General features: G+C 64.1%; 22 protein-coding genes and 1 pseudogene. 14 read left to right on the top strand and 9 right to left on the bottom strand.

Translation table 11 applies throughout. The features are described 5' to 3' along the window. The first annotated feature begins 271 nt into the window (after positions 1–271). From EN943_RS00665 to EN943_RS00620, 10 genes are all read left to right on the top strand, one after another. A complete protein-coding gene (locus EN943_RS00665; RefSeq protein ID WP_127411092.1) occupies positions 272–2,341 on the top strand; it encodes an NAD(P)-binding protein in 2,070 nt (689 codons plus the stop codon). Between the two features lie 82 nt (positions 2,342–2,423). Then, a complete protein-coding gene (locus tag EN943_RS00660; RefSeq protein WP_127267110.1) occupies positions 2,424–3,026 on the top strand; it encodes an ANTAR domain-containing response regulator in 603 nt (200 codons plus the stop codon). A 2-nt stretch (positions 3,027–3,028) separates the two neighbouring features. Beyond that, complete coding sequence (locus EN943_RS00655) at positions 3,029–4,330, top strand: CmpA/NrtA family ABC transporter substrate-binding protein (RefSeq protein ID WP_164778023.1); 1,302 nt, start codon at positions 3,029–3,031, stop codon at positions 4,328–4,330. A 355-nt stretch (positions 4,331–4,685) separates the two neighbouring features. Continuing rightward, positions 4,686–6,002: a CmpA/NrtA family ABC transporter substrate-binding protein gene (locus EN943_RS00650; RefSeq protein WP_127411090.1), complete on the top strand. Its 1,317-nt coding sequence runs from the start codon at positions 4,686–4,688 to the stop codon at positions 6,000–6,002. Between the two features lie 70 nt (positions 6,003–6,072). Next, positions 6,073–6,963 carry a nitrate ABC transporter permease gene (gene ntrB, locus EN943_RS00645; protein WP_127411089.1) on the top strand — a complete coding sequence of 297 codons (891 nt, stop codon included), beginning with the start codon at positions 6,073–6,075 and terminating at the stop codon, positions 6,961–6,963. A 10-nt stretch (positions 6,964–6,973) separates the two neighbouring features. Further along, on the top strand, positions 6,974–7,771 hold the full coding sequence (locus EN943_RS00640; RefSeq protein ID WP_127294759.1) for an ABC transporter ATP-binding protein: 798 nt from the start codon (positions 6,974–6,976) through the stop codon (positions 7,769–7,771). Positions 7,772–7,775: 4 nt separating this feature from the next. Further along, a complete protein-coding gene (nirB, locus tag EN943_RS00635) occupies positions 7,776–10,226 on the top strand; it encodes a nitrite reductase large subunit NirB (protein WP_127411088.1) in 2,451 nt (816 codons plus the stop codon). Between the two features lie 5 nt (positions 10,227–10,231). Further along, on the top strand, positions 10,232–10,561 hold the full coding sequence (gene nirD / locus EN943_RS00630; protein ID WP_127411087.1) for a nitrite reductase small subunit NirD: 330 nt from the start codon (positions 10,232–10,234) through the stop codon (positions 10,559–10,561). A 3-nt stretch (positions 10,562–10,564) separates the two neighbouring features. Beyond that, a complete protein-coding gene (locus tag EN943_RS00625; protein ID WP_127411086.1) occupies positions 10,565–13,411 on the top strand; it encodes a nitrate reductase in 2,847 nt (948 codons plus the stop codon). Between the two features lie 101 nt (positions 13,412–13,512). After that, entirely contained in the window at positions 13,513–13,779 is a 267-nt protein-coding gene (locus EN943_RS00620; protein WP_127411085.1) for a BrnA antitoxin family protein, read from the top strand. Positions 13,780–13,796: 17 nt separating this feature from the next. On the opposite strand, the gene EN943_RS00615 is transcribed toward EN943_RS00620, so the two are convergent. The 9 genes from EN943_RS00615 to EN943_RS00575 form a co-directional block, all read right to left on the bottom strand. Further along, on the bottom strand, positions 13,797–14,153 hold the full coding sequence (locus tag EN943_RS00615; protein ID WP_127411084.1) for a cupin domain-containing protein: 357 nt from the start codon (positions 14,151–14,153) through the stop codon (positions 13,797–13,799). 9 nt (positions 14,154–14,162) lie between these two features. Then, positions 14,163–15,545 carry an FAD-binding oxidoreductase gene (locus EN943_RS00610; protein ID WP_127411083.1) on the bottom strand — a complete coding sequence of 461 codons (1,383 nt, stop codon included), beginning with the start codon at positions 15,543–15,545 and terminating at the stop codon, positions 14,163–14,165. Between the two features lie 29 nt (positions 15,546–15,574). After that, on the bottom strand, positions 15,575–16,684 hold the full coding sequence (locus EN943_RS00605) for an ABC transporter ATP-binding protein (protein WP_127411082.1): 1,110 nt from the start codon (positions 16,682–16,684) through the stop codon (positions 15,575–15,577). 1 nt (position 16,685) lies between these two features. Continuing rightward, positions 16,686–17,474, bottom strand: coding sequence for an ABC transporter permease (locus tag EN943_RS00600; RefSeq protein WP_127411081.1), 789 nt, complete (start codon positions 17,472–17,474; stop codon positions 16,686–16,688). Next, complete coding sequence (locus EN943_RS00595) at positions 17,471–18,319, bottom strand: ABC transporter permease (protein WP_245475550.1); 849 nt, start codon at positions 18,317–18,319, stop codon at positions 17,471–17,473. The genes EN943_RS00600 and EN943_RS00595 overlap by 4 nt, the downstream gene beginning before the upstream one ends. An 84-nt stretch (positions 18,320–18,403) precedes the next feature. Continuing rightward, entirely contained in the window at positions 18,404–19,483 is a 1,080-nt protein-coding gene (locus tag EN943_RS00590; protein WP_127411079.1) for an extracellular solute-binding protein, read from the bottom strand. Positions 19,484–19,486: 3 nt separating this feature from the next. Next, on the bottom strand, positions 19,487–20,179 hold the full coding sequence (locus EN943_RS00585; RefSeq protein ID WP_127411078.1) for an XRE family transcriptional regulator: 693 nt from the start codon (positions 20,177–20,179) through the stop codon (positions 19,487–19,489). Between the two features lie 134 nt (positions 20,180–20,313). Then, positions 20,314–21,408, bottom strand: a complete 1,095-nt coding sequence (locus tag EN943_RS00580) for an ROK family transcriptional regulator (protein WP_127411146.1) — start codon at positions 21,406–21,408, stop codon at positions 20,314–20,316. A 57-nt stretch (positions 21,409–21,465) separates the two neighbouring features. Beyond that, entirely contained in the window at positions 21,466–22,116 is a 651-nt protein-coding gene (locus EN943_RS00575; protein ID WP_127411077.1) for an SGNH/GDSL hydrolase family protein, read from the bottom strand. Positions 22,117–22,458: 342 nt separating this feature from the next. Between EN943_RS00575 and EN943_RS00570 the strand changes: the two genes are divergently transcribed. The 4 genes and pseudogenes from EN943_RS00570 to EN943_RS00555 form a co-directional block, all read left to right on the top strand. Beyond that, positions 22,459–23,538, top strand: coding sequence for a substrate-binding domain-containing protein (locus EN943_RS00570; RefSeq protein ID WP_127411076.1), 1,080 nt, complete (start codon positions 22,459–22,461; stop codon positions 23,536–23,538). A gap of 94 nt (positions 23,539–23,632) precedes the next feature. Next, positions 23,633–25,144 (top strand): sugar ABC transporter ATP-binding protein, encoded by a 1,512-nt coding sequence (locus EN943_RS00565; protein WP_127411075.1) that lies wholly within the window; start codon positions 23,633–23,635, stop codon positions 25,142–25,144. 8 nt (positions 25,145–25,152) lie between these two features. Beyond that, positions 25,153–26,115: an ABC transporter permease gene (locus EN943_RS00560; protein WP_127411074.1), complete on the top strand. Its 963-nt coding sequence runs from the start codon at positions 25,153–25,155 to the stop codon at positions 26,113–26,115. A 3-nt stretch (positions 26,116–26,118) separates the two neighbouring features. Further along, positions 26,119–26,709 (top strand): annotated as a pseudogene (locus tag EN943_RS00555) (ABC transporter permease); the annotation flags it as partial.

Genomic DNA, 26,709 nt, shown 5'->3' with positions numbered 1-26,709 from the left:
TCTTGTGTCTCATTGGCCGTGGCGCTATCTAACATCGCGCAGCGGTGGCCTTGAAGTCGCATTTGGCTCAGCCGAAATTCAGCGGATGCTAATCCGGGTGAACGCGATTAGGCGCGGCCTAATCGGCACAGAAGAAATCTGTTGTTTTCCGGCGCCCGCTGCAACTTATGAATGGTCTCACGGCATCACCCACTGGCCGGCCGACTTGCGCCACGGCTCGAAACCATGATCGAGCATGTGGCAAGGCGACACTGGCAGGAAGGCAAATTCCATGCGCGATCCGCGCTATGACATTCTGTTCGAGCCTGTGAAGATCGGTCCGGTGACCGCCAAGAACCGCTTCTATCAGGTGCCGCATTGCAATGGCGGCGGCTATCGCGACCCTTCGGCCGCGGCCGAGATGCGCCGCATCAAGTCGGAAGGCGGCTGGGGTGTCATCTTCACCGAGCAGACCGAGATGCACCATACATCGGAGATCACGCCCTTCATCGAGCTCAGGCTGTGGGACGATGCCGATATCCCGGCACTGGCGAAGATGGCCAAGGCTATGCATCAGCATGGCGCGCTGGCCGGCATCCAACTGGCCTATTCAGGCATCAACGGACCTAACCTCTACACCAAGGAAGTGCCGCGCGGACCGTCGGCCCTGCCCATTCGCACCTTCACCAACGATCCGGTGCAGGCGCGCGCCATGGACAAGCAGGATATACGCGACCTGCGCCGCTGGCACCGCAATGCCTTCAAACGGGCGAGGCTCGCGGGCTTCGATCTGGTGTGCCTCTACGGCGCGCATGGCTTCGGCATCATCCAGCACTTCCTGTCCACCGCCACCAACCAGCGCAGCGACGAATATGGCGGCTCGCTGGAGAACCGCTCGCGGCTGATGCGCGAGCTGATCGAAGAGGGCAGGGACGCCATCGGCGACACGTGCGGCCTGACGCTGCGGCTGTCGCTGGACGAGATGATCGGCGAACTCGGCTTCGCCAATTCCGAAGTGCGCGACATGATCGAGATGCATGCGGACCTGCCTGACCTCTGGGATCTGGCGCATGGCGCCTGGGAGGATTGTTCGGGGCCGTCGCGGTTCAAGGAGGAGGGCGCGCAGGAGAGCCTTGTGTCCGGCATCAAGAAGCTGACCTCGAAGCCGGTGGTCGGCGTCGGTCGTTTCACCTCGCCGGACGTGATGGTGAAGATGATCAAGTCCGGTACGCTCGATTTCATCGGCTGCGCGCGCCCGTCGATTGCGGATCCCTTCCTGCCGAAGAAGGTGGAGGAGGGGCGTATCGAGGACATTCGCGAATGCATCGGCTGCAACATCTGCATCACCGGCGACATGACCATGTCGATCTCGCGCTGCACGCAGAACCCGACCTTCATGGAGGAGTGGCGCAAGGGCTGGCATCCCGAACGCATGCAGGCCAAGGGCGACAGCGACAGCGTGCTGATCGTCGGCGCCGGCCCTGCAGGGTTGGAGGCGGCGCGTGCGCTCGGCCTGCGCGGCTATCAGGTGGCCATCGCCGAAGCCGGCACCGAGCTTGGCGGCCGGGTGGCGCGCGAGTGCCGCTTGCCCGGTCTCTCGGCATGGGGGCGGGTGCGCGACTATCGCCAGTACCAGATCAGCCAGATGCACAATGTCGACGTCTATTTCGAAAGCCGATTGTCGGCCGACGACATCCTGGCCTTCGGCTTTCAAAACATTGCCATCGCCACCGGCTCGACTTGGCTCCGCGACGGCGTGGCGCGCGCGCATGTCGTGCCGATGCCGGTGGACCCGGCCATGCCGGTCTACACGCCGGACGATCTGATGGGCGGCAATGTGCCGACCGGCAGCGTCGTGCTGTTCGACGACGACCACTATTACATGGGCGGTGTCCTGGCCGAGCTGATGGCGCGCCAGGGCACGAAGGTGACGCTGGTGACGCCGTCGGCCTATGTGTCCGACTGGACCCGCAACACGCTGGAGCAGGGCGCCATCCACCGCCGGCTGGCCGAGCTCGGCGTCGAGATCGTGCTGAACCGGACCGTGACGCGCATCGTGCCGGGCGGTGTCGCCACGGCGTGCGCCTATACGGGCAGCCAATGCGACTTCGCCGCGGACGCCGTCGTGCTCGTGACGTCGCGCCAACAGGACGATGGCGTCTGGTGCGAACTGAAGGCGCGGCGAGATCAATGGGCCGATAGCGGCATCCGCTCGATCAAAATCATCGGCGATGCCGAGGCGCCGGGTCCGATCGCCTGGGCAACCTACGCCGGCCACCGCTTCGCCCGCGAGCTGGACGAAGCCGATATCGGCGACGCACTGCCCTTCCGCCGCGAGGTCACGGCGCTGGCGGCGGATTAGGCGCCTGCGGCGCGGTCAGCGAATATCGGGTTGCTCAACCATACCGCATTGCACAATTCCTTCGCTTGGTCACAATGCAGGCATGGTTCGAACCGCACTCGCCGTCCTGGTGATCGATGAAAACCGCATCCGCGCCGCGATCATCGAGGCGGGGTTGCGCGAGGCCGGGCATGAGCGGGTCACGGTCATTCATGACGTGACCGGCATTGCGCGGCGGATCGCAGAGATCGAGCCCGATGTCATCGTCATCGATCTCGAAAACCCGAACCGCGACATGCTGGAAAACATGTTCCAGCTTTCGCGTGCCGTAAAACGGCCGATCGCCATGTTCGTCGACCGCTCCGACCAGGCCTCGATCGAGGCGGCGGTCGATGCCGGTGTTTCGGCGTATGTCGTCGACGGTCTGCGGCAAGAGCGCGTCAAGCCGATCCTCGACATGGCGGTCAGCCGCTTCAATGCCTTTTCGCGCATGGCGCGCGAACTGGAAGAGGTTCGCGGCGAGCTCGAGAGCCGCAAGGTGATCGACCGCGCCAAGGGCATCCTGATGAAATCGCGCGGCCTCTCCGAAGAGGCCGCCTACACGCTGCTGCGCAAGACGGCGATGAACCAGAACCGCAAGATCGGCGACATCGCCCAGAGCCTGGTGACTGCCGCGGGGCTGCTGGGACCGCCGGAGGACGAATGAGCATGGCTGCCGAGCACCAGATCACCTCCGGATTCATGCCGCTTTTCGACAGCGCCGTGCTGGTCGCGGCCGGCGAGCTTGGCTTCGCGGCACGGGAAGGCATCGACCTCACCCTGCACCGCGAGACGTCCTGGGCCAACATCCGCGACCGCATCGCCATCGGTCACTTCCATCTTGCACATATGCTGGGTCCGATGCCGCTCGCCTGCAATCTCGGGCTGACGCCGCTCGCCTCGGAAACCATCGTGCCGTTCTCGCTCGGCCTCGGTGGCAATTGCGTCACCATCTCCAACGCCGTTTGGGCGGGCATGGCAGCGCATGGCGCCAAGGCCGACCTCGACCCGGCGCGCGCCGGTGTCGCTTTGCGTGCGCTCATCCGCGAGCGCGCTGCGGCCGGCCGCGACCCGGCGCGCGCCGGTGTCGCTTTGCGTGCGCTCATCCGCGAGCGCGCTGCGGCCGGCCGCGACCCGCTGCGCTTTGCCGTCGTGCATCCGCATTCCGGGCACAATTACGAACTGCGCTACTGGCTCGCCGCCTGCGGCATCGATCCGACGCGCGAAATCGAGATCGTCATCGTGCCGCCACCCTTCATGGCGGATGCGCTGGCCACCGGCCGCATCGATGGCTACTGCGTAGGCGAACCCTGGAACAGTGCTGCGGTTGCCGCCGGCACCGGGCATATCGTCACCGTCAAGGCGCGGATATGGCGCAACAGCCCGGAGAAGGTGATCGGCGTGCGCAAAGCCTGGGCAGACGAAAACCCCGAGGCGTTGGCGGCGCTGCTGCGCGCGCTGCATCACTCGGCGCGCTGGTGCCAGGATCCGGCCAACCATGGCGAATTGGCCGGAGTGATGGCGCAGGCCGGCTTCCTCGGTCTGCCGCCGGCCGTGCAGATGCCGATCCTGACCGGCCATCTCCGACTGGGCGGCGGCGCGGAGCGGACCATCGACGACTTCTTCCTCCCCTTCGACAAGGCGGCGAACTTTCCGTGGAAGAGCCATGCGCTGTGGTTCTACACGCAGATGGTGCGCTGGGGGCACGTGGCGCACACGCCTGAAAACCTTGCCATCGCTCGCGACTGCTACCGGCCCGACCTCTACCGTTCGGCGCTGAAGCCGCTTGGCGTGGCGCTTCCCGGCGCCAATTCGAAAGTTGAGGGTGCGCTCCAAGTTGCCACCGCGGTTGGCGCGACAGGCGCCGGCCTTGTGCTCGGCCCGGATGGGTTCTTCGACGGCCAGATCTTCGATCCGGACGAGATCGACGCGTACATTACCGGCCAGAAATCGGTTCGCGCGGAAGCATGATCATTTCCGCGCCATTCTTGTGCATTGCACAAAAATTGTGCGCGCAATTGCTCTAGTGAACAATCTATAGCCTGTGCGGGATATCGTCCAACGCGCCTACGATCAGCGGTGGTTGCTGATTTTATTGATCTTTTTATCTTTCTCGAAACTGGCACGGTTCCTGCTTTAAAATAAACAGGCCCTTCACGGGTCACGGAACAGGCGTCCAATGGCGGGCGCCACAGGCAAAGCTGCCGCTCAGGTCAATGCGCGCTCCCGGTCACCCGGACGCGAAGACCTGGCTGGCGGCTTTTTTGTTTTGATCAACACGCAATCGACGACGCGGATCCCAAGCCGCGCCCAACCGGAGATGACGATGACGAAACGGATCAGGACTGGAACGACCCTCAAGGACATGACGCGCCGCGATTTTCTGGTCAGCAGCGCGATGACGGCCGGCCTTTTCGTGGCGGCCCGCAAGCTCTTCCCTTCCGGCGCCTATGCCGCCACCGCCACTCCGGAGGTCACCGGCGCCAAGCTCGGCTTCATCGCGCTCACCGATGCGGCACCGCTGATGATCGCGAAGGAGAAGGGGCTGTTCGCCAAGTTCGGCATGCCCGATGTCGAGGTGCTCAAGCAGGCCTCCTGGGGTGCGACACGCGACAATCTGATGCTCGGCGGCGCGGCCAACGGCATCGACGGCGCCCATATACTGACACCGCTGCCTTACCTCATGCACACCGGCAAGGTGACGCAGAACAACCAGCCGATGCCGATGGCGATCGTGGCGCGGCTCAACTACGACTGCCAGGGCATTTCGGTCGCCCAGGAATATGCCGGCACCGGTGTCGGCCTCGATGCCTCGAAGCTGAAAGACGCCTTCGCCGCCAAGAAGGCGGCCGGCAAGGAAATCAAGGCTGCCATGACCTTCCCGGGCGGAACGCATGATCTGTGGCTGCGCTACTGGCTGGCAGCCGGTGGCATCGACCCCGACAAGGATGTCTCGACCATCGTCGTGCCGCCGCCGCAGATGGTGGCCAACATGAAGGTCGGCAACATGGACGTGTTCTGCGTCGGCGAGCCGTGGAATGAGCAGCTCGTCCACCAGGGCGTCGGCTTCACCGCCGCCACGACAGGCGAATTGTGGAAGGGCCATCCGGAAAAGGCGCTCGGCCTGCGCGCCGAATTCATCGAGAAACACCCGAATGCCACCAAGGCGATCCTGATGGCCGTCATGGAAGCGCAGCAATGGTGCGAGGCTGCTGAGAACAAGGACGAGATGGCCGCCATCATCGGCAAGCGGCAATGGATGAACGTGCCAGTCGCCGACATCATCGGCCGCCTCAAGGGCGACATCAATTACGGCAATGGCCGCGTCGCCAACGGCACCGATCTCTACATGAAGTTCTGGAAGAGCGGCGTCTCCTATCCGTTCAAGAGCCACGATGCGTGGTTCCTTGCCGAGAACATCCGCTGGGGCAAATTCGCGCCGACCACCGACATCAAGGCGCTGGTCGATCAGGTCAACCGCGAGGATCTGTGGCGCGAGGCGGCCAAGGATCTCGGTGTCGCGGCAGCCGACGTTCCGGCCTCATCGTCGCGTGGTGTCGAGACCTTCTTCGACGGCAAGATCTTCGATCCGGCCAACCCGTCCGCCTATCTCGACAGCCTGAAGATCAAGGCGTCGGCTTGAACCCCTGCGCAAACGGCGCATTGCGCCGTTTGTCGCTCGAATTATCTGCCCCACGGAGTTTTCCCCAGACATGTCGATCCAGACTATCGAGGACACCAAGGTGAAGGCCTTTCCCGCCAAGCCGGCAGCGGTCATCGCCTTTACCGCCAGGGCGCGGCGTCGCTTCGATCCGCTCGCCATCGCCGGCAAACTGGCGAGCGCGCTGGTGCCGCCCATCATCGTCATCGCGCTGATGTTGGTCGTCTGGCAGATCGCCTGTTCGTCGCCGACATCGAGCCTGCCGCCGCCCACCCAGGTGTGGAACGAGGCCTACGATCTGATCGCACATCCGTTCTTCGACAATGGCCCGCAGGATATCGGGCTCGCCTGGCGGGTGCTGATCTCGCTGCAGCGTGTCGCCATCGGTTTCGGCCTGGCTGCGATCGTCGGCGTCGCTCTCGGCGCGCTGGTCGGCCAGTCGATATGGGCGATGCGCGGCCTCGACCCGGTGTTCCAGATCCTGCGCACGGTGCCACCCCTGGCCTGGCTGCCGCTGTCGCTGGCGGCGTTCCGCGATTCCAGCCCGTCGGCGATCTTCGTCATCTTCATCACGTCGATCTGGCCAATCATCATCAACACCGCGGTCGGCGTGCGCAACATTCCCGAGGATTACCGCAACGTGTCGCGCATCCTGCGGCTCAACCAGTTCGAATTCTTCGTCAAGATCATGGTGCCGGCCGCCGCGCCTTACATCTTCACCGGCCTGAGGATCGGCATAGGCCTGTCCTGGCTCGCCATCGTCGCCGCCGAAATGCTGACCGGCGGCGTCGGCATCGGCTTCTTCATCTGGGACGCGTGGAACTCGTCGCGGCTGCCCGACATCATCGTCGCGCTCGCCTATATCGGCGTCACCGGCTTCTGCCTTGACCGGCTGGTCGCGGCGGTCGGCGCCTTCGTCACCCGCGGCACAACGGCAAAGTGAGGAGAGGGCAATGACGGCCTATCTGAAACTCGATCATATCGACAAATCCTTTGCCCGTGGTGCCCAGGTCAGCGAGGTGTTGAAGGACATCCGATTGACCATCGACAAGGGCGAATTCGTCTCCATCATCGGCCATTCCGGCTGCGGCAAGTCGACCCTGCTCAATCTGATCGCCGGGCTGACCAAAGTGTCCGCCGGCGCCGTGCTGCTCGAGGACAAGGAGGTCGACAGCCCCGGACCGGAACGCGCCGTGGTGTTCCAGAACCACAGCCTTTTGCCGTGGCTGACCGTCTACGAAAACATCAATCTGGCGGTGTCGAAGGTCTTCGGTCGTTCGAAGAGCAAGGCCGAGCGGCATGACTGGATCATGCGCAATCTCGACCTCGTGCAGATGGCGCATGCCAAGGATAAACGCCCGGCAGAAATATCGGGCGGCATGAAGCAGCGCGTCGGGATCGCCCGAGCACTGGCCATGGAGCCGAAGATACTGCTGCTCGACGAGCCGTTCGGCGCGCTCGATGCGCTGACGCGCGCCCATCTGCAGGATGCGGTGATGGACATCCACTCCAGGCTCGGCTCGACGACGATCATGATCACCCACGATGTCGACGAGGCGGTGCTGCTGTCCGACCGCATCGTCATGATGACCAATGGCCCGGCGGCGACCATCGGCGAAGTGCTTGCCGTGCCGCTGGCGCGGCCGCGCCGGCGCGTCGAACTCTCGTCCGACCGGACCTTCCTGCGCTGCCGCGAGGCGGTGCTGAAGTTCCTCTACGAACGCCACCGCTTCGTCGAAGCCGCGGAGTAGCACCATGAGCGAAAGACTTGTCATCATCGGCAACGGCATGGCCCCCGGGCGCATGCTGGAGCACCTGCTGGAACAGGCGCCAGGCCGCTACACCGTCACCATCTTCAACGCCGAGCCGCGCGTCAATTACGACCGCATCATGCTGTCGCCGGTGCTGTCGGGCGAGAAGGCCTATGAGGAGATCATCATCCACGGCGACGGCTGGTACATCGCCAACAACATCACCCTATACAAGGGCCACAAGATCGTCGCCATCGACCGGACGGCGAAGACCGTCACCTCCGATCATGGCGTCACCGAGCCCTACGACAAGCTCGTCATCGCCACCGGCTCGGTGCCGTTCATCATTCCGGTGCCCGGCCATGATCTGCCGGGCGTGCTGACCTATCGTGATCTCGACGACGTGCAGGCCATGATGCTCGCCGCCCAGTCGCGCGCCAAGGCGGTGGTCATCGGCGGCGGCCTGCTCGGACTGGAGGCGGCGGCGGGGCTGAACGCGCAAGGCATGGACGTCACCGTGCTGCATGTCATGCCGACGCTCATGGAGCGCCAGCTCGATCCGGCCGCCGGCTATCTCTTGCAGCGTGCGGTGGAACAGCGCGGCATCAAGGTCATCACCAAGGCCAACACACAGGCGATCACAGGCAACGGCAAGGTCGGGCAGGTGGAGCTTGCTGACGGCACCATTATCCCAGCAACGCTCGTGGTGATGGCCGTCGGCATCAGGCCGAATTCGGCGCTGGCGAAACAGGCCGGCATCGCCGTCAACAGGGGCATCGTCGTCGACGCCGGCATGCGCAGCAACGATCCCGACATCTACGCGCTCGGCGAATGTGCCGAGGTCAACGGCCAGGTCTATGGTCTGGTGGCACCGCTCTACGAGATGGCACGCGTCACCGCCAGCCAGCTTGCCGGCAACGAAGCGGCGGCCTTCGTCCATATGGACACGCCAACCAAGCTAAAGGTCACCGGCATCGACCTGTTCTCGCTCGGCGATTTCGCCGAGGGCGAGGACCGCCAGGAGATCGTGCTGCGCGACGCTGCCGCCGGCGTCTACAAGCGCCTGGTGCTGAAGGACGACCGCATTATCGGCACCGTGCTCTATGGCGAGACGGCCGATGGCGCCTGGTTCAACGATCTCAAGAAGAAGCAGACCGACATTTCCGAGATGCGCGACACGCTCATCTTCGGCCAGTCCTACCAGGGGGGTGCCCCGCTGGACCCTATGGCGGCCGTTGCAGCCTTGCCGGATGATGCGGAAATCTGCGGCTGCAACGGCGTTTGCAAGGGAAAGATCACTGGCGCGATCACGGCCAAGGGGCTGACCTCGCTCGACGCTGTGCGCGCCCACACCAAGGCGTCGGCCTCCTGCGGCTCCTGCACCGGGTTGGTCGAGAAGCTGATGGTGCTGACCATCGGCGACAAGTACAATCCGGCGGCGGTGCAGCCGATGTGCGGCTGCACGACGCTCGGCCATGATGAGGTGCGCCGGCTGATCATCGCCAAGAGCCTGAAGACCATTCCCGCCGTCATGCAGGAACTGGAGTGGACGACCTCCTGCGGCTGCGCCAAATGCCGGCCGGCGCTCAACTACTATCTCGTCTGCGACTGGCCGGACGACTATGCCGACGACTACCAGTCGCGCTTCATCAACGAGCGCGTACACGCCAACATCCAGAAGGATGGCACCTATTCGGTGGTGCCACGCATGTGGGGCGGCGTCACCAATGCCGCGGAGCTGCGCGCCATCGCCGACGTCGTCGACAAGTTCGAGATCCCGATGGTCAAGGTCACCGGCGGCCAGCGCATCGACATGCTCGGCATCCGTAAGGAAGACCTGCCGGCGGTATGGGCCGATCTCGGCCAGGCCGGCTTCGTCTCCGGCCACGCCTATGCCAAGGGCCTGCGCACGGTGAAGACCTGCGTCGGCTCGGACTGGTGCCGCTTCGGCACGCAGGATTCGACGGGGTTTGGCGTCCGCATCGAAAAATTCATGTGGGGTTCGTGGACGCCGGCCAAGGTCAAGATGGCGGTGTCGGGCTGTCCGCGCAACTGCGCCGAGGCGACCTGCAAGGATGTCGGCGTCATCTGCGTCGACTCCGGCTATGAGATCCATTTCGCCGGGGCGGCCGGCCTCGACATCAAGGGCACCGAGGTGCTCGGCCTGGTCAGGACCGAGGACGAGGCGCTGGAGCACATCGTGGCGCTGACGCAGATGTACCGCGAGCAGGGCCGCTATCTCGAGCGCATCTACAAATGGGCCAAGCGCATCGGCATCCCCGAAATCAAGCGCCAGATCATGGACGATGGCGAGAAGCGCAAGGCCTATTACGACCGCTTCGTCTTCAGCCAGAAATTCGCCCAGGTCGACCCGTGGTCTGAACGCGTTTCCGGCAAGGACAAGCACGAATTCCGGCCGATGGCCTCGGTCGGGTTTGCGCAGGCGGCGGAGTGATCGCAATGAACTGGATAGCAATCGGCTCCATCTCCGACATCCCGCGCCGCGGCGCGCGCTGCGTCGCCACCCCGGAAGGCAAGATCGCCGTCTTCCGCACCGCCGACGATCAGGTCTACGCCATCGACGACCATTGCCCGCACAAGGGCGGACCGCTCAGCCAGGGCATCGTGCACGGCACGGCGGTGACCTGTCCCTTGCACAATTGGGTGATTTCGCTGGAGACGGGCAAAGCGCTCGGCGCCGATGAGGGCGCGGTGCGCACCATTCCGGTGCGGGTCGAGGGCGAGCGTCTATTCATTGCGCTGGAAGCGCTGGCCAGCCGCGCGGCCTGAACCATGGAGATTGAGGAAGCGCGCGAGGTGAGGACCACCTGCCCCTATTGCGGGGTGGGCTGCGGCGTGCTGGCGAAGGTCGCCGCGGACGGGCAAGTGTCCGTCCGCGGTGACCCCGACCACCCGGCCAATTTCGGCCGGCTCTGCTCCAAGGGCTCGGCATTGGCCGAGACCGTCGATCTCGACGGCAGGCTGCTTCATCCGGAGATCCACGGCCGCCGCGCCGGCTGGGACGAGGCGCTCGACCTCGTCGCCTCGACTTTCTCGCAAACCATCGCCGAGCATGGCCCGGATGCGGTTGCCTTCTATGTCTCTGGCCAGTTGCTGACCGAGGACTATTACGTCGCCAACAAGCTGATGAAAGGCTTTGTCGGCTCGGCCAACATCGACACCAATTCGCGCCTTTGCATGGCATCGTCCGTTGCCGGCCACCGCCGCGCCTTCGGCTCCGACACCGTGCCGGGAACCTATGAGGATCTGGAGCTTGCCGACCTGATCGTGCTGGTCGGCTCCAACCTCGCCTGGTGCCATCCGGTGCTCTACCAGCGCATCGCGGCTGCCCGGGAAAAGCGGCCGGAGATGAAGATCGTGCTGGTCGATCCGCGCCGCACCATGACTGCTGACATCGCCGACATGCACCTAGCGATCGCGCCCGATGGCGACGTCGCCCTGTTCACAGGGCTGCTCGCTTATCTCGGCCAGCACAACGCGCTCGACCGCGCCTATGTCACGACGCACACGACCGGCTTCGGGCAGGCGCTTTTCGCCGCCTCGGCGCTCTACTTGGCCGGCGTCGCCGCCGCCACGGGCCTGAGCGAGGACGAACTTGGCCGCTTCTACAGCCTGTTCGCCGCGACCTCCAAGACGGTGACGGTCTACAGCCAGGGGGTGAACCAGTCGTCGTCGGGCACCGACAAGGTCAACGCCATCATCAACTGCCATTTGGCCACAGGCCGCATCGGCAAACCAGGCGCAGGGCCGTTTTCGGTGACCGGCCAGCCCAACGCCATGGGCGGGCGCGAGGTCGGCGGCATGGCCAACATGCTGGCCGCGCATATGGAGATCGAAAATCCCGACCATCGCGACCGTGTGCAGCGCTTCTGGAACGCGCCGACTGTGGCCGAAAAAACCGGCCTGAAGGCGGTCGAGATGTTCCAGGCGCTGGCCGACGGGCGCATCAAGGCGCTGTGGATCATGGCCACCAACCCGGTCGATTCGATGCCGGACGCCGATGCCGTCGAAGCGGCGATCAAGGCGTGCCCGTTCGTCGTGGTGTCGGACGTCTTGGCCCAGACCGACACCGTCCGCCACGCCCATGTCCGGCTGCCCGCCGCCGCCTGGGGCGAGAAGGATGGCACCGTCACCAATTCCGAACGCCGGGTGTCGCGCCAGCGGGCTTTTTTGGAGCTGCCTGGCGAGGTGCTGCCCGACTGGCGGATCATTGCCGAGGTCGGCAAGCGGATGGGGTTCGGCGAGGCGTTTTCGCACGCCACGCCGGGGGAGATTTTTGCTGAGCACGCCGCTTTGTCGGGGTTCGAGAATGATGGTGTGCGGGATTTCGACATTGGTGTTTATGCCGGAGTTGATGCGGAGGGGTATGAGGCGCTGGAGCCGTTCCAATGGCCGGCGCCGAGCCAAGGCACCCCCCTCTGTCCTGCCGGCCATCTCCCCCGCAAGGGGGGAGATTGGCTGCCACCACGGCCTTCGCCAACTACCAACGATGCCGGAGATGTGCGGCCATCAAAGCTGCCAATCTCCCCCCTTGCGGGGGAGATGTCCGGCAGGACAGAGGGGGGTGTTCAAGCTGAACTTAAACCAGAAAGTAGCACCACCCGCTTCTTCGCCGACGGCAACTTCTACACACCCGATCGCAAGGCGCGCTTCATTGCCATCCGCCCGACCACGGAAGTCCGCACCAGTCCCGACTACCCGCTGATCCTCAACACCGGCCGCATCCGCGACCATTGGCACACCATGACGCGAACCGGCAAAAGCCCGCGGCTTTCGCAGCACATCGCCGAGCCCTTTGTCGAAATCCACCCGGCGGATGCGCAGCGCTTCGGCATCGGCGACGCCGACATCGCACGCGTTTCCAGCCCGCGCGGTGATGTGCTGGTGCGCGCGCTGGTGACGGCGCGCCAGCGCCAAGGCAGCCTGTTTGCACCGATGCACTGGACCGACCAGTTCTCGGCAAGGGGCCGGCTCGACACACTGACCGCGCCGCTGACCGATCCCATTTCCGGCCAGCCGGCGCTGAAACATGTTGCCGCCCGCATCGAGAAATTCGCGGCAAGGGCCTTTGGCTTTGCGGTGACGCGGCAGAGGCCGGCGCCTGATGCCGCAGCCTATTGGGCCGCGGCCAAATGCAAGGACGGCTGGCGGGTCGAGCTTGCCTTTGCCGATGACGACATCGACTGGGCCGGCTTTGCCGGATCACTGTTCGGCGCGTCATCGGGTGCCGAAATATCAGCCTATCATGACCACAACGCCGGCCAGCATCGCATCGCCGCCTTCGACGGCGATCAACTGTCTGGGGCTTTGTTCGTCGCGCCCGGTCCGGTCGCCGTGTCGCGCGGCTGGGCGGCGGAACAGTTGAGTGCCGATCATGTCGATCGGCGCAGCAGGCTGGCGATCGTGGCCGGGCGGCCGGGCGGGATCGACGTCGATCGCGGCGCCATCGTCTGCTCCTGCTTCGGCGTCGGCGCCAACCAGATCGCGGAAGCGGTACGCCGCGGCTGCGCCAGCGTTGCGGCAATCGGCGCGGCCCTGCATGCCGGCACGAATTGCGGCTCCTGCCGCGCCGAGATCAGGGTCATCATCAACGCACAGAGTCTCCAAGCAGCCGAGTGATCGCCCCCTGACCAAAGGGGCCTGCGCGACGGCGCTGGTTGGGCTATGGTGGCGCAAGCGTGCTGCGTCGCGCGCGAATCGTGTTCAGTCAGGGTCATCCAATGGCAAATCCTCCGCGCCGACCGACAAATCCGATGGCGGCCGCCGAAGCGGCTTTCAAGCCGGTGAAGAAGCCTGTTGCCCCGGTTCGTGAGCCCTCCGCCGCTCCAGGCGTCAGGGAGCTTGTTTCGATCCGGATCGACCGCGCCGTGCTGGACCACTTCCAGGAGGATGGACCCGGCTGGCAGGACCGCATCAACGACGCCTTGCGGCAGGCGATAGAAGGCAAGCCTGTTGTCGCCGAGGGCAATCGTTCAGACGACGAGTAGCACCTGTTCCAGCCAGCTCACGCCTCGAAGTGCAGGATATAGAGCTTCCGCGTCTTCTCGTGGATCGTCCATTCGCCTTTCCAGCCTTTCGGCAGCACCAGCATTTCGCCCGGACCGACGTCCTCGCTGCGGCCATCGGGACCATGTAGCGAGACCCGGCCCGACACGATGTGGCAGGTCTCGGAATTGCTCTCGCGCGATGCGGTGAAGCGGCCCGGCGTGCACTCCCAGACGCCGACTTCCAGTGTGCCGTCAGGCGAGGTCCACAGCGTCTTCGACGCTTCGAGCTGATCGCCGCTGATCGAGGTCGGCTTGGGCTCGAGCTCGCCGAGGTCGATCGAGGCGAGATGGGCGAAGGTCTGGAAGTAGGTCATGGAAATCTCTCAATGTCCTGTAATGCGGTCGGCGATTGCGGCCAGTTTTGACGTATGCTGGAGGCCGGCTTCCTCGCGCTCGTCGGCGACGCGATAGAGCTGATACATCGAGTGGACACCAAGCCAGCGCATCGGCTCGGGCTCCCATTTGCTGACCTGACGGTTGACCCAGGGCAGGCGGGTCAGTTCGGTGTCGCGGCGCAGGATGAGGTCGCGCAGCGTGCGGCCTGAAAGGTTGGAGCTCGAGACGCCGAGCCCGACATAACCGCCGGCCCAGCCGATGCCGGTTTCAAGGTCGAGGCCTGATGTCGTGCACCAGTCGCGCGGCACGCCCAGCACGCCGCACCAGGCGTGGTCGATGCGAAGTCTGGCTGTCTGCGGCAGAAGCCGGGTGAGGATCGCGTGCAGGCTTTCGATCGTCGCCTGCTGCGTCTGGCCGCGTACATCCGTTTGCGAGCCGTAGCGATAGGGTACGCCGCGTCCGCCCATGGTGATGCGGCCTTCCCTTGTGCGCTGCGCATAGCAATAGGCGTGCGCGGCGTCGCCCAGAAGCTCATGGCCCTCCCAGCCGATCTCGTCCCACAGTGATTGCGGCAGCGGTTCGGTGATGATCTGCGCGCTGTTGAGCGGCAGCCAGAGCCGCTCATTGCCTGGGATGCCGGCCGTGAACCCTTCGGTGGCGCGGATGATAATGGGCGCGCGCACGGTGCCGCGGTTCGTCGTGACCTTGCCCTTCTCGATACCGGTCACGGTGGTCTGTTCATAGATCGGCACGCCAAGCCGCTCGACGGCTTCGGACAGGCCGCGCACCAGCTTGGCCGGCTGCACACGCGCGGTGCCGTGGTGGATATAACCGCCAAGCACATTTTTGATGTTGATGCGGGCCTTGGTCTCTTCCTGGCCGATCAGGCTGACGCGATCCTGCGGCACGCTCCAGCCGATCGCATCGGCATAGGCGGCCTTGATCCGCTCGAGTTGCGGCGGGTTGGTGGCGACCGTCAGATTGTCGACGCGGCGGATGTCGGCATCGATGCCTTCGGCCTCGGTCACCTTGATCACTTCGTCGACCGTGCCGTGCATGGCGGTTTCCATGTCGATGACAGCGCCACGCGTCGAGGTCCGCAAATATTTCTCGCGCGACCAGCTGAAGCCGCCGGACAGCCAACCGCCATTGCGGCCCGACGCACCGAAGCCGGCGAACTCCCTCTCTACGATGGCGATGCGGATCGAAGGATCGGCCTTCTTGAGATAGTAGGCCGTCCATAGGCCGGTGTAGCCGGCGCCGACGACGCAGACATCGGCTTCGAGGTCGCCCGGGAGTGGCGCGCGATAGGCCGGCAGGCCGATGTCGGCATACCAGAAGGAGACGTTGCCGTTGACTTTGGCGTCCATGTCTAAAAATCCTGCGGGGAAAAGAGCGATCAGGTCATCGTCATGTCGGCGCGGTCGTCGTCGGCAAGAAGTTTTCCATCGACGACCGACCAGCGCAGATCGACCGTGTCACCAATCGAGAACGGTGTGGCTTCCAGCGACGAGCGCACGATGGCGACCGAGCCGTCTCGAAGCGTCACCTGGTATTTTGAACCCGACCCCAGATAGATCGCCTCGCTGACCTCACCGGTGAGGCTGTTCCGCCCGGCAGCGGGTGGCGTGTTGGTGCCGGCAAGCGAGAGCTTTTCCGGCCGCAGCAGGACCACCGGTTTGCGGCCGCTGGCGAGCTTGCCGTTGGCCACGATCTTCTGGCCGGCGATCGTCAGGCTGGTCTCGTTTCCGGACGTCTGGGCGGTACCACGCAAACTGGTCGATTCGCCGATGAACTTGGCCACGAACAAGGTCGTCGGCTCGTCATAGAGCTGGCGGCCAGTTCCGACCTGTTCGATGCGCCCCTGGTTGAACACGGCGATGCGGTCGGACAGGACCAGCGCTTCTTCCTGGTCGTGCGTCACATAGACGAAAGTGGTGCCGAGTTCGCGGTGGATCCGCTTGATCTCCAGCTGCAGCCATTCGCGCAGTTTCTTGTCGAGCGCGCCGAGCGGCTCATCCATCAACAGCAGCGGCGGATCGAAGACGATGGCGCGCGCCAGCGCCACGCGCTGCTGCTGGCCGCCGGAGAGCTCCGATGGATAGCGATGCGCGAAGTCGGCCATCTTGACCATGTCCAGCGCGCGCACGACGAGGCGGTCGCGCGCCTGCTTGTCCATGCCGCGCAAGGTGAGGGGGTAGGCGACGTTCTTGCCGACCGTCATGTGCGGAAACAGCGCGTAATGCTGGAAGACGACGCCGATGTTGCGCTTGTGCGCCGGCAGCGCGACGATGCTCTTGCCGCCGACGGCAAGATCGCCTGATGTGAGGTCTGTGAAGCCCGCAACGACGTTGAGCGTGGTGGTCTTGCCCGAGCCGCTAGGCCCAAGCAGCGTCATGAACTCGCCGGGCTCGATATGCAGGCTGACATCGTCGAGCGCTGTAAAATTGCCGTAACGCTTGGTTGCCCCCTTGATGTCGATGGCCGCGCCACGTTCCCTCGCAGTCATCTCAACTCCTCGTCGATTTCGAGCTGATGATCAGCCCGGCGCTGATGATCAGCGTCGTGGCAATGAAGATGATGGTTCCGACCGCCGTCACCGTCGGATCGGCGTCGCGGGTGATGCTGGTGAAGATCTGCACCGGCAAGGTCTTCAGGTAGGGGCTGGTGATGAACAGCGCGACGATGATCTCATCGAAGGAGGTGACGAAAGCAAACAAAAGCCCCGACAGGATACCGGGCGCGATCAGCGGCAAGGTCACGGTGCGGAACGTGGTGAAGCGGTTGGCGCCGAGGCTGACCGCCGCCGTCTCCAGCCGCACGTCGAAGACTTCGAGGCTTGCCGACACGGCGATGATGACGAAGGGGATCGCCAGCATCGTGTGCGCGATGACGAAGCCGGTGGTGGTGCCGACGAGCTGGTAGTCGAGATAGACGGCATAGATGCCGATTGCCAGCACCACGCCGGGCACGATCATCGGCGTGATCAGGATGGCGCGCAGCAGGCCGGCGCCGGACTGTTTCATGCGGCTGAGGCCAAGCGACGCCAGCGTGCCGATCAGCGTGGCGGCAACGGCGACGAGGCCCGCGACCCTCAGCGAATTGAAGAAGCTCGACAGCCAGTCAGGGTTGGTGAAGAAATTCTCGTACCACTGCCAGGAGAAGCCGGACGGCGGGAAAGCGAGCGACTTCTTCTCGTTGAACGACATCGGGACGATGACCAGCGTCGGCATCACCAGCCAGACGGCGACCAGCAGGCAAAACAGGCCGAGCAGAATGCGGAACGGTGCTTGCCTCATGATCTGGACGCCTGCTTGTGGCGCTGGCGCATCAGCGGGGCGGCGAGTGCCAGCAGCACGAAGGTCGCGACCAGCAGCACGACGCCCATGGCGCCGCCGCGGCCCCAGTTGAGCAGGCTGAGCACCTGGCTCTGCACCAGCGTCGACAGCATGGTGCTGCGCGGGCCGCCGAGCAGGGCCGGCGTGATGTAGAAGCCGAGCGACAGGATGAAGACGATGATGGCGCCGGCGAAAACGCCGGGCAGTGACAGCGGCAGATAGATCTGCAGGAAGGCGCGTGCCGGACGCGCACCAAGGCTGCGCGCCGCCTGCACGAGGCGCAGATCGATGCCGCGCATGACCGAATAGAGCGGCAGGATCATGAACGGCAGCAGCACCTGCGCCATGCCGATGACCACGCCGGTCTGCGTGCGGATCAGCTTGGCGCCGTCAAAGCCGAGCAGCCTGATCACGGAATTGATGATGCCGGAATCCTGCAGCAGGATTACCCAGGCCAGTGTGCGCACCACGCCGCTGACCCAGAACGGCACCAGCACGCACAGGATGAGGACGAGCCGCAGGCGCGGTCCGACCGCCGTCATGAGATAGGCATAGGGGTAGGCAGCAATGACGCAGACGATGGTGACCCATGCTGCGATGGAAAAGGTGCGCCACAGGACGGTGACGTTCACCGGCGTGGAGAAGAACCAGACATAGTTCTGCAAGCCCCAGGCCGGGTCCGAGAAGCTGCGCAGCGTGACGGTCAGCAAGGGATAGCCCATCGCCGCGATGAGCAGGAGCAGGGCCGGCATCGCCAGCAGCGACGGATAGGCGGCAAGGCGCAGGCGCCGCTGCGGCCCCTGCATGGCACCTGGCGGCCGGGGATGATCACCCCCGACCGCCAGCGTATGCGATGTCTGGCTCACGCCGTCACCTCAGTGTTAGCCGGCTCAGTTGCCGGCCATCAGCGCCGTCCACTTGTCGGACGCGGCGGCGAAGTTGGCGACCCAGAACTTGATGTTCTGCTGATAGCCGAGCTTGGCGTGGTCCGGCGTGTTGGTCAGAAAGGCGGCGACAGATGCGTCGACCTTCGGCTGTGCCTCGTCGTTGATCGGCGAGTAGGAGGTCTGCTCGGTCAGGATCTCCTGCGACCTCTTGCCGAGATAGGCGTTGATCAGCGCGTAGGAGGCATCGGTGTCCTTGGCGCCGACCGGTATGGTCAGCTGATCCATGACGACCAGCCAGTCCTTCCACACCGGCGTATAGGCAGCGCCATTCTTGACCGCCGTCATGGCGCGGCCGGTCCACATGATGATCATGTCGGCCTCGCCGGATTCGGCGAGCTGCTGGGATTCGGCGCCGGTCTTCCAGAAGATCGTGTCGGGACCGATCGCCTTGATCTTGGCGATGCCCTTGTCGATATCGGCTGGCGTCATGGCGTCGACCTTGCCGCCGTCGGCCAGGATGGCCTGTTCGATCAGGCCGCCGAGCGGGCTGCCGCTGCCGTCGATGGCGCGGGTGCCGGGGAATTTCGCGGTGTCGAAGAAATCCTTCCAGTCCTTCGGCGGATTGTCCTTGTACGTGTCGTTCTTGTACATCAGGACCATGCCGTAATTCATCGCCGGCACGCTGCACTCGCCGACCTGTCCGGGCGGGATGTGCGAGATGTCGAGCTTGGTCAGATCGAGTTTCTGGAACAGTTTTCCGCAATGCACGAAGGGCGGAAAATCATCGGTGTCGACGACATCCCAGGTCACATTGCCGGATTCGACCTGCGCCTGAAGCTTGGCGATTTCGGTCGGTCCGTCGTTCAAAAGCTTGACGCCGCTCTTGTCGACGAATTCCTTGAGCGCCGCGACCTGGCCGTCCTGGTAGATGCCGCCATAGGAGACGAAGGTCAGCGTCTTTCCCTTCAGCGACCCGTCGACGACGGTCCCGACCGGCGGTGCGTTCTGCGCGTGAGCGGCGGCCGCGAGCAAAACCAGTGCTGCGGCGCCGACAAATCCTGCCAATCGTGATCTGCTTCCCATTTTCTAATCCTCCGAAGGCTCGCTGTTTGATTTTGGCAGACCGGGCGCGAGCGTTTTCCGGGCTACATATTGGTCGAGGTCGACGGCGCCGCTTGTCGGCGGCGCAATGATCCAGAGCACTTCGGCCACCGTGTCGCCGACATTGATGGTTCGATGCGGCGTCGAGGTGGAATATTCGATGCTGTCGCCCTCTTCGAGGATGAAGCTCTCGTCGCCGAGCGTCAGTTGCACGCGTCCGCGCAGCACGAGGAACATCTCGCTCGCGTTGCCGTGCGTGTAGGGCACGTCGCCGGTCGAGCCGCCGACGGCGAACTCGCCGCAATAGACTTCCATCTCGCGGATCGGCCGCCGCGACAGCAGCGTCTTGCGATAGCCCTCGCTGGTCGGCAGCGCCGGCCGCTCGGCGCGTGTCAACACCGCGTGCGGCGAGACTTCGCATTCGTCGAAAAGATCGGCGAGGCTGATGCCGAGCGCATTGGCGATCAGCATCAGCGTGCTGGTGTTGGCTCCCGAAAGGCCGCGCTCGAGCTGGCTCAGGAAGCTGGCGGTGGTGCCGATCATGTCGCCGAGCTGGCGCAGCGTCAGGCGCCGTGTGGTGCGATAGGCCTTGATGCGATCGCCCAACACCGTCGAGCGGCGCGCCTCGGCGCTGGTCGCGGCATTGTCGTTGAGTGCGTGATCCGCAGCGATTTTCATGGGCGGTCTCAGGGTTCACTTAACATGCTATTAAGTGGGGCGTCCTGGCAAGCAGATTCGCTTGGTCACCTGAAAATCATCGATGGACCTGCAGAGGGGCATGATCCGCCGACCGGCAACGCCGTTCGGCTCGATCACTGGATCATGAAGCGCGAACTGAATGGCAGGCTTGCCGCGCCGACGGCCTTCGGGCTGATGGTGACGCGTGCCGGCAGTGCCTCGATGCCGGGGAATTCCCGGCCGATGTCGTCGCACAAGGCCTCGGCGATCTTTTGCGGCGCATAGCTGGACAGGACGACCGTCCTGAACTCGACAAACTGGGTCAGCGCGGAGATCGATGCTTTCAGGCGGTCGGAACACTCGCCCAGCCATGCGCTGTAGGCCTCGCCCAGGTCAGGCCATTCAGGGCTGCTGCTCCAGATGATTTCGGACGGGCGCCCGCGCATGGCCAGTTCGCTCTCCAGGCGCATCAGGCCGTGATCGAAGCTGGCGCTGGAGTTTCCCTTGTAGATCTGGTGGTTGAGGATGAGCCTGCTTTGCAGCCGTGCCCCCAGATAGAAGAACAGATAGTCGTTGAGCGGCTTTGCGACGCCGAACATGCTCTCGCCGCCGGCTGCCGCGGTGATGTCGTTCTGCACGAAAACCGGCAGCTTGATCTGTTCCTCGATCTCGGCCTGCAAGGCCTTCAGCGAGGTGCTCGATCCGTTGCGGGTTGCAGCCATCGTGTCGACATCGTCGGGAACGGCCAGGCCGATGCCGGCAACCCGGCTGCGCACCTCGACCGGCAGGCTGGTCATGGCTCGCCTGATCGCGCCGAACAGTTCGCTGCTTTGCGGAAAGGGATTGGCTTCATCTGCCGGCAACTGCATGTGGAAACGCACGGTGCCGATGAAGTCGATGAGCGCTATGTCGATCCGGCGCCGGCTGAAGCCGACGCCAACCGCATAGGCGCCCTCCGGGTTCAGCGAAAGCGGGATGGTGGGCGGCCCGACGCGGCCGCGCTGCGCCTCGCCCTGCGAGACCAGGCCTTCCTGTTCCAGCGAGCGGACGATCACCGAGGCCGTCTGCGCCGAGAGGCCGGTTTTCTCGCCGATTTCCATCCGCGAAATGCCTTCGTTCTGAAGCAGCAGCGACAGAACCAGCCGCTCATTGTAGCTGCGCACGCTCAATGCATTCAGCCCGCTCGCACGATCGGCGATGCGCAAGGGGTTGGGTGGCGCGAATCTCATGTCAGGCAAGGGTCGCCCCGCCGGTAAGAGCGCGTTGCCTGGCGGCGCTGTGGTCGCTCATGTCGAGCGGCTCCAGCCGATGGCATCGACCGCGCGGGCAAGTGCGGTGCCCAGCAATCTGTGCGCGTCGGCATCGATGTGAAAGCCGTCCGCTTCGCTGCAGGACACCACCGAGCCGGCATCGAAAAAGTGCAGTTCGAGCGAGTCCGCCAGGACCTCGAACTCGAGCGCGAGCAGGCGCGATTTCTCCGGTGCGCCGGCGAAGATCGACTTCCATTCCTTGACGTCGTCCTGCATCGGCGGCGGCGCCACGATCATGATCTCGGGCGTCGAGCCGCCTGGCCCAGGCGCCAGCTCCTTGATGTCGTAGACGAGGCAGCCGATGCCCATCGCCACTTCCGACGGCGGCTTGTTGAAGCGGATCTTGAGGTCGTTGGTGCCGAGCATGATGATGACGAGGTCGAGCGTCGCATGGCTCTGCAGGCAAGGACGAAGATAGGTTCGGCCGTTCTTGTGTGCGCCCTCGATCGGGTCGTCGTGGACGGTGGTGCGGCCGCTCAACCCCTCCTCGATGACATACCAGTCGGGGCCTAGCTGAGAACGCAATATGCCCGGCCAGCGTTCACCCGGTCCATAGCGCTCGAGCGGCCCCCTGCCGGGGATCTGGCCGTGCGTGTTGGAGTCGCCGTAGCACAAGACTGATCGCATGTTTTTCCCGCCGGGACTGACAGCGCGCCGATGCCGGCGAGCGCCAATCATGATGGATAGCGGAGCGGTGAAAGGCAAGCAAAGGAATAGTCATTCAACATGACTAACTATTGACAGGGCGAATCCGCTGTGCTTCTAAAGTGCCCGGAGGAGTTCTCAACCGTCATCACCGTCCAGCAGAAGTGGGCTTCGACACGCATGTGTTCGGGGGCGGGAGAATTGCGTGCATCGGTCGGTTTGCGACGACGAGCATGCATTGGGAGAGCGTCTCATGGCCGTACGCATTCGTACGGCCGGCCATACGAATTCGTAGGCCGGGGCAACCACAAGGAGGAGAGTTCAATGTTAGGATTGCTGAAAACCGTCGGCCTGGGGATGCTCGTTGCGTCCACGCTTGCCGTGACGTCGCTGGCGCATGCGGAAGACGTCAAGCTGATGGACGGCGTAGCACCGCGCCCAGACGACACGCGCATGACTGCGGCCGCTGCGTTCAAGAAGGACCCGCCCTGGGTCATCGGCATGAGCGATTTCGGCGTCAACGCCAACACCTGGACGGTGCAGGTGGCGCATGAGGCCGAGAACGCCGCGGCCAAGGACAAGCGCATCTCGAAATTCATCCTGCTCGATGCCGGCTTCGACCAGAAAAAGCAGGTGGCCGATATCGAGGACCTGATCGCGCAGCATGTCGACGCGATCATCGTTCAGCCGGTGACCAGCACATCGGCCAATGCCAGCATCGCCAAGGCGGTCGCCGCCGGTATCCCGGTCATCCTTCACACCGGCCGCATCGATTCCGACGCCTACACCACCGAAATCCAGGGCGGTGCCGAGCACTTCGGCAAGGTCATGGGCGACTGGCTGGTGAAGACCGTCGGCGACAACGGCAAGATCTGGGTCCTGCGTGGCCTGGCCGGCCATCCGGAAGACACCAACCGCTACAACGGCCTCGTGGAATCGCTCAAGGGCACGCATGTGCAGATCATTGCCGAGGAGCATGGCGACTGGCAGTATGACAAGGCCAAGAAGCTGTGCGAGACGCTCTATCTGAACAATCCGCAGGTCGACGGCATCTGGTCGTCCGGCGCCGACATGACGCGCGCCTGCGTCGATGTCTTCAAGCAGTTCGGCACACCCATTCCGCCGATTTCGGGCGAGGGCAACAATGGCTATTTCGGCCAGTGGATCACTGACGGATTCAAGTCGATCTCGCCCGAATACAGCCCCGCCCAGGGCGCTGCCGGCGTGCGCGCCGCCGTTGCCCTTCTGGAAGGCAAGCAACTCTACAAGCGCTACGTCTACAATCCCGACGGATGGGACCAGGACAAGGCCAAAAAATACTATCGCGACGACCTGACTGCCAACGTCTGGTGGCCAAGCGAACTGCCAGAAGACAAGCTCAAGGAATATTACGGCAAGAAGTGACTGCGCCGTGGCCGGCGGGGAGTGGACAAGCATTCCCCGCAGGCATTCCCCGCAGGCCGTTCCATCTGTTGAATCCGGTTCGTTCGAGGGCTTCGTGACTAATCTTATCGAGATGTCCCACATTTCGAAGGCATTCGGAGGGAGCAAGGCGCTCCATTCCGTTTCCCTCGATCTCAAGGCGGGCAGTGTTCACGCCCTGATGGGCGAGAACGGCGCCGGCAAATCGACGTTGATGAAGATCCTGGCGGGCGTGCATCAGCCCGATTCCGGCGAGATCTCCATGAACGGGGAGAAGCTCGATCTGAAATGGCCGCGCGCAGCGCTCGATGCCGGCATTTCGACCGTTTTCCAGGAGCATTCGCTGCTGCCCAATCTGTCGATCGCCGAGAACATGTTCCTCGGCCGGGAGCCGACGACCCGGTTCGGCTCGATCGACTATCGCGCGATGAAAAGCCAGACCGCCAGGGCGCTTGGCGAACTCGGCCTCACGCTTGACCCGTCGCAACTCGTTTCCAACCTGACCATAGCCGAGCGGCAATTTGTCGAGATCGCGCATTGCATCCATGCCGACGCCAGCGTGCTCATCCTCGACGAGCCGACGGCGGCGCTCAACGCGGCCGATGTCGATGTGCTCAACCGCAACATCCGCCGGCTGCGCGATAAGGGAAAGGCCATCGTCTACATCTCTCATCGCATGGAGGAGATATTCGAGCTGTGCGACACGGTGACGGTGCTTAAGGACGGCGCACTGGTCGGCACAAGAATGGTGTCCGAGATCACCACCGACGACCTCATCACCATGATGGTCGGACGCGAACTCCAGGACCTTTTTCCCGATCGCACGGATGACAAAGGCGACGAGATCCTGCGCGTCGAGAACCTCAGGATTACCGAGACATCGCAGCCGCTGTCGCTGACTTTGCACAAGGGCGAGATCGTTGCCCTGGCCGGGCTGGAGGGGCAGGGCCAGCAGCGCTTCCTGAGATCGCTGATCGGCCGCTATCATCCCTTCGCCGGGACGATTTCCATCAACGGCAAGGCGCTGAAGATGCCGCTCTCGGCATCATCGGGCGTTCGCCATTTGCAGCAGCTGAAGGTCGGCTTCGTTCCCGAGGACCGCAAGGAGGAGGGGCTCTTCCTCGCTCTGCCGATCGCCCACAACATCGCCATCGGATTGCATTCGAGGCGCCCTGAACTTGCTCCGGCGCGGCCGTATCGAAACGTCATCGCCCGCATGATGGAGGTCATGAACATAAAGGCGGCGGGGCCATCGGCTGCGGTCGGTTCGCTGTCGGGTGGCAACCAGCAAAAGGTCCTGCTCGGCCGTTACCTTGCCGCCGACCTCGATCTTCTGCTGGTGGAGGAGCCGACGCGCGGCGTCGACATCGGCGCCAAGTCCGAGATCTACCATCTGCTGCGGGACTTTACCGCCAAGGGCGGCGCCGTGCTGGTGCTGTCGCGCGAGACGATCGAATTGATCGGGCTCTGCGACCGCATCTACGTCGTGCATCACGACACCATCGTGGCCGAAATGCCGGCAGCGCAGGCGAGCGAACACAAGATCCTCGACGCGGCCCTGATGGGCGGCTCCACGCGCCAGCATTAGGGGCCTCCATGCATCGTTCGCTTTTCAACATCCTGAGTGGCCGGAACACACGGCAAGGCCTGTGGGGCCTGCCACTGCTGGTCGCCTTGCTCATTTCGCTGTGGCTGACCGTCGAGACGACGCAGTTCGCCACGGCCGAAAACCTCTTCAACCTGGTGGCCCAGGCGATGCCGCTGATCATCGCGGCGATCGGACAACTCGTCGTCGTGCTCATCGGCGGGCTCGATCTATCGGTCGGCTCGGTCATCAGCTTCACCACCGCGGTGCTGGCGCTCGACCAGCCGGCGATCGTGTTGATCCCGGCGGTCTTCGTGCTGGCGGCACTGATCGGGCTGATCAACGGCCTGGCGATCACCCGCTTCAACGTCCATCCGATCATCGCGACGCTGTCGACGCAGTACATCGTGCTCGGCATCACGCGCATCCTGCGGCCCGTCTCCGGCGGCACGGTGCCGGAGATCGTCATCGATGCCGTTTCGGGCAGTTTGCTGGGCATTCCTTATCCGGTTTTCTGGGGCATCATCGTGATCCTGGCAGCGTGGAAACTGCTCTACGGGTCCCGGTACGGGCTGCATCTGTTTGCGATCGGCGGCGGCATCGCTTCCGGCGCCGAGAGTGCTGCCCGCAATTTCGGCGTAGCCGACCGTCGCAACATCATCCTCGCCTATGTCGTCTGTTCCTGTTTCGCAGCCGTTGCCGGTGTCTTCCTGGCCGGGCGTATCGTGTCGGGCGATCCGAATGTCGGGCTGCTGTTCGAACTCGACACCGTCACTGCCGTCGCCCTTGGAGGTACCCAGCTTTCCGGCGGCATAGGCAGCCTGCACGGCACGGTGATCGGCGCGCTGGTGATGGCGCTGCTGGCCAATGGCATGAACCTCGCCAACGTCTCGCCCTTCGTCCAGACGGCGATCAAGGGCGGCATCCTGCTGGCGGTGGTCGGGCTGCAATCCCGCAAGAAGATGGGGCTCTGAAAGATGGCTGCCGTTCTCGCAAATCCGATCGCCCGGCGCCTGCTGCGCATACCGCCGTCCTATTTTGTCTTCCTCGTGCTGCTGGCGACGCTGTGGATTGCGCGGCCGAACATGCTCAACCTCAACATCATGGGTATCTTCGTCAGGCAGATCGTCCCGCTCGGCATCCTGGTGCTGGGGCAGCTCGTCGTCATGCGGGTGAAGTCGATCGACCTCTCCGGCGGCGGCATCATCCTGCTCATCAACTATTTCATCTCGTCGGGCACTTTCCCCGGCGCGTCGATGCCTTTCTTCGTCGTGCTGGCGCTCGCCACGGGCCTCGTCATCGGCCTGTTCAACGGCTTCATGATCGGCAACCGGCGGGTGTCGGCGGTCATCGTCACGCTGGCTGTCAGCATCATCCTGGTCGGGCTGGTGCAGTTCCTGTCGAGCGGCAACCCGCCCGGCGACGTGCCGAAGCTGTTCAACGACCTCTACAACACGAAATTCCTGTCGGTTCCGACGCCGGTGCTGTTCTGGGTCCTGCTGACCGCTTTGGTGTGGCTGCTTCTGTCGCGGGCCGTCTTTGGCCGCTACGTCGCCTCGGTCGGAGAG

This window comes from Mesorhizobium sp. M7A.F.Ca.US.006.01.1.1, from assembly GCF_003997935.1.
In the GTDB taxonomy this organism is placed as follows: domain Bacteria; phylum Pseudomonadota; class Alphaproteobacteria; order Rhizobiales; family Rhizobiaceae; genus Mesorhizobium.
The sequence above is the reverse complement of the archived record's forward strand: the minus strand, read 5'-3'. Positions and strand labels throughout refer to the sequence as shown.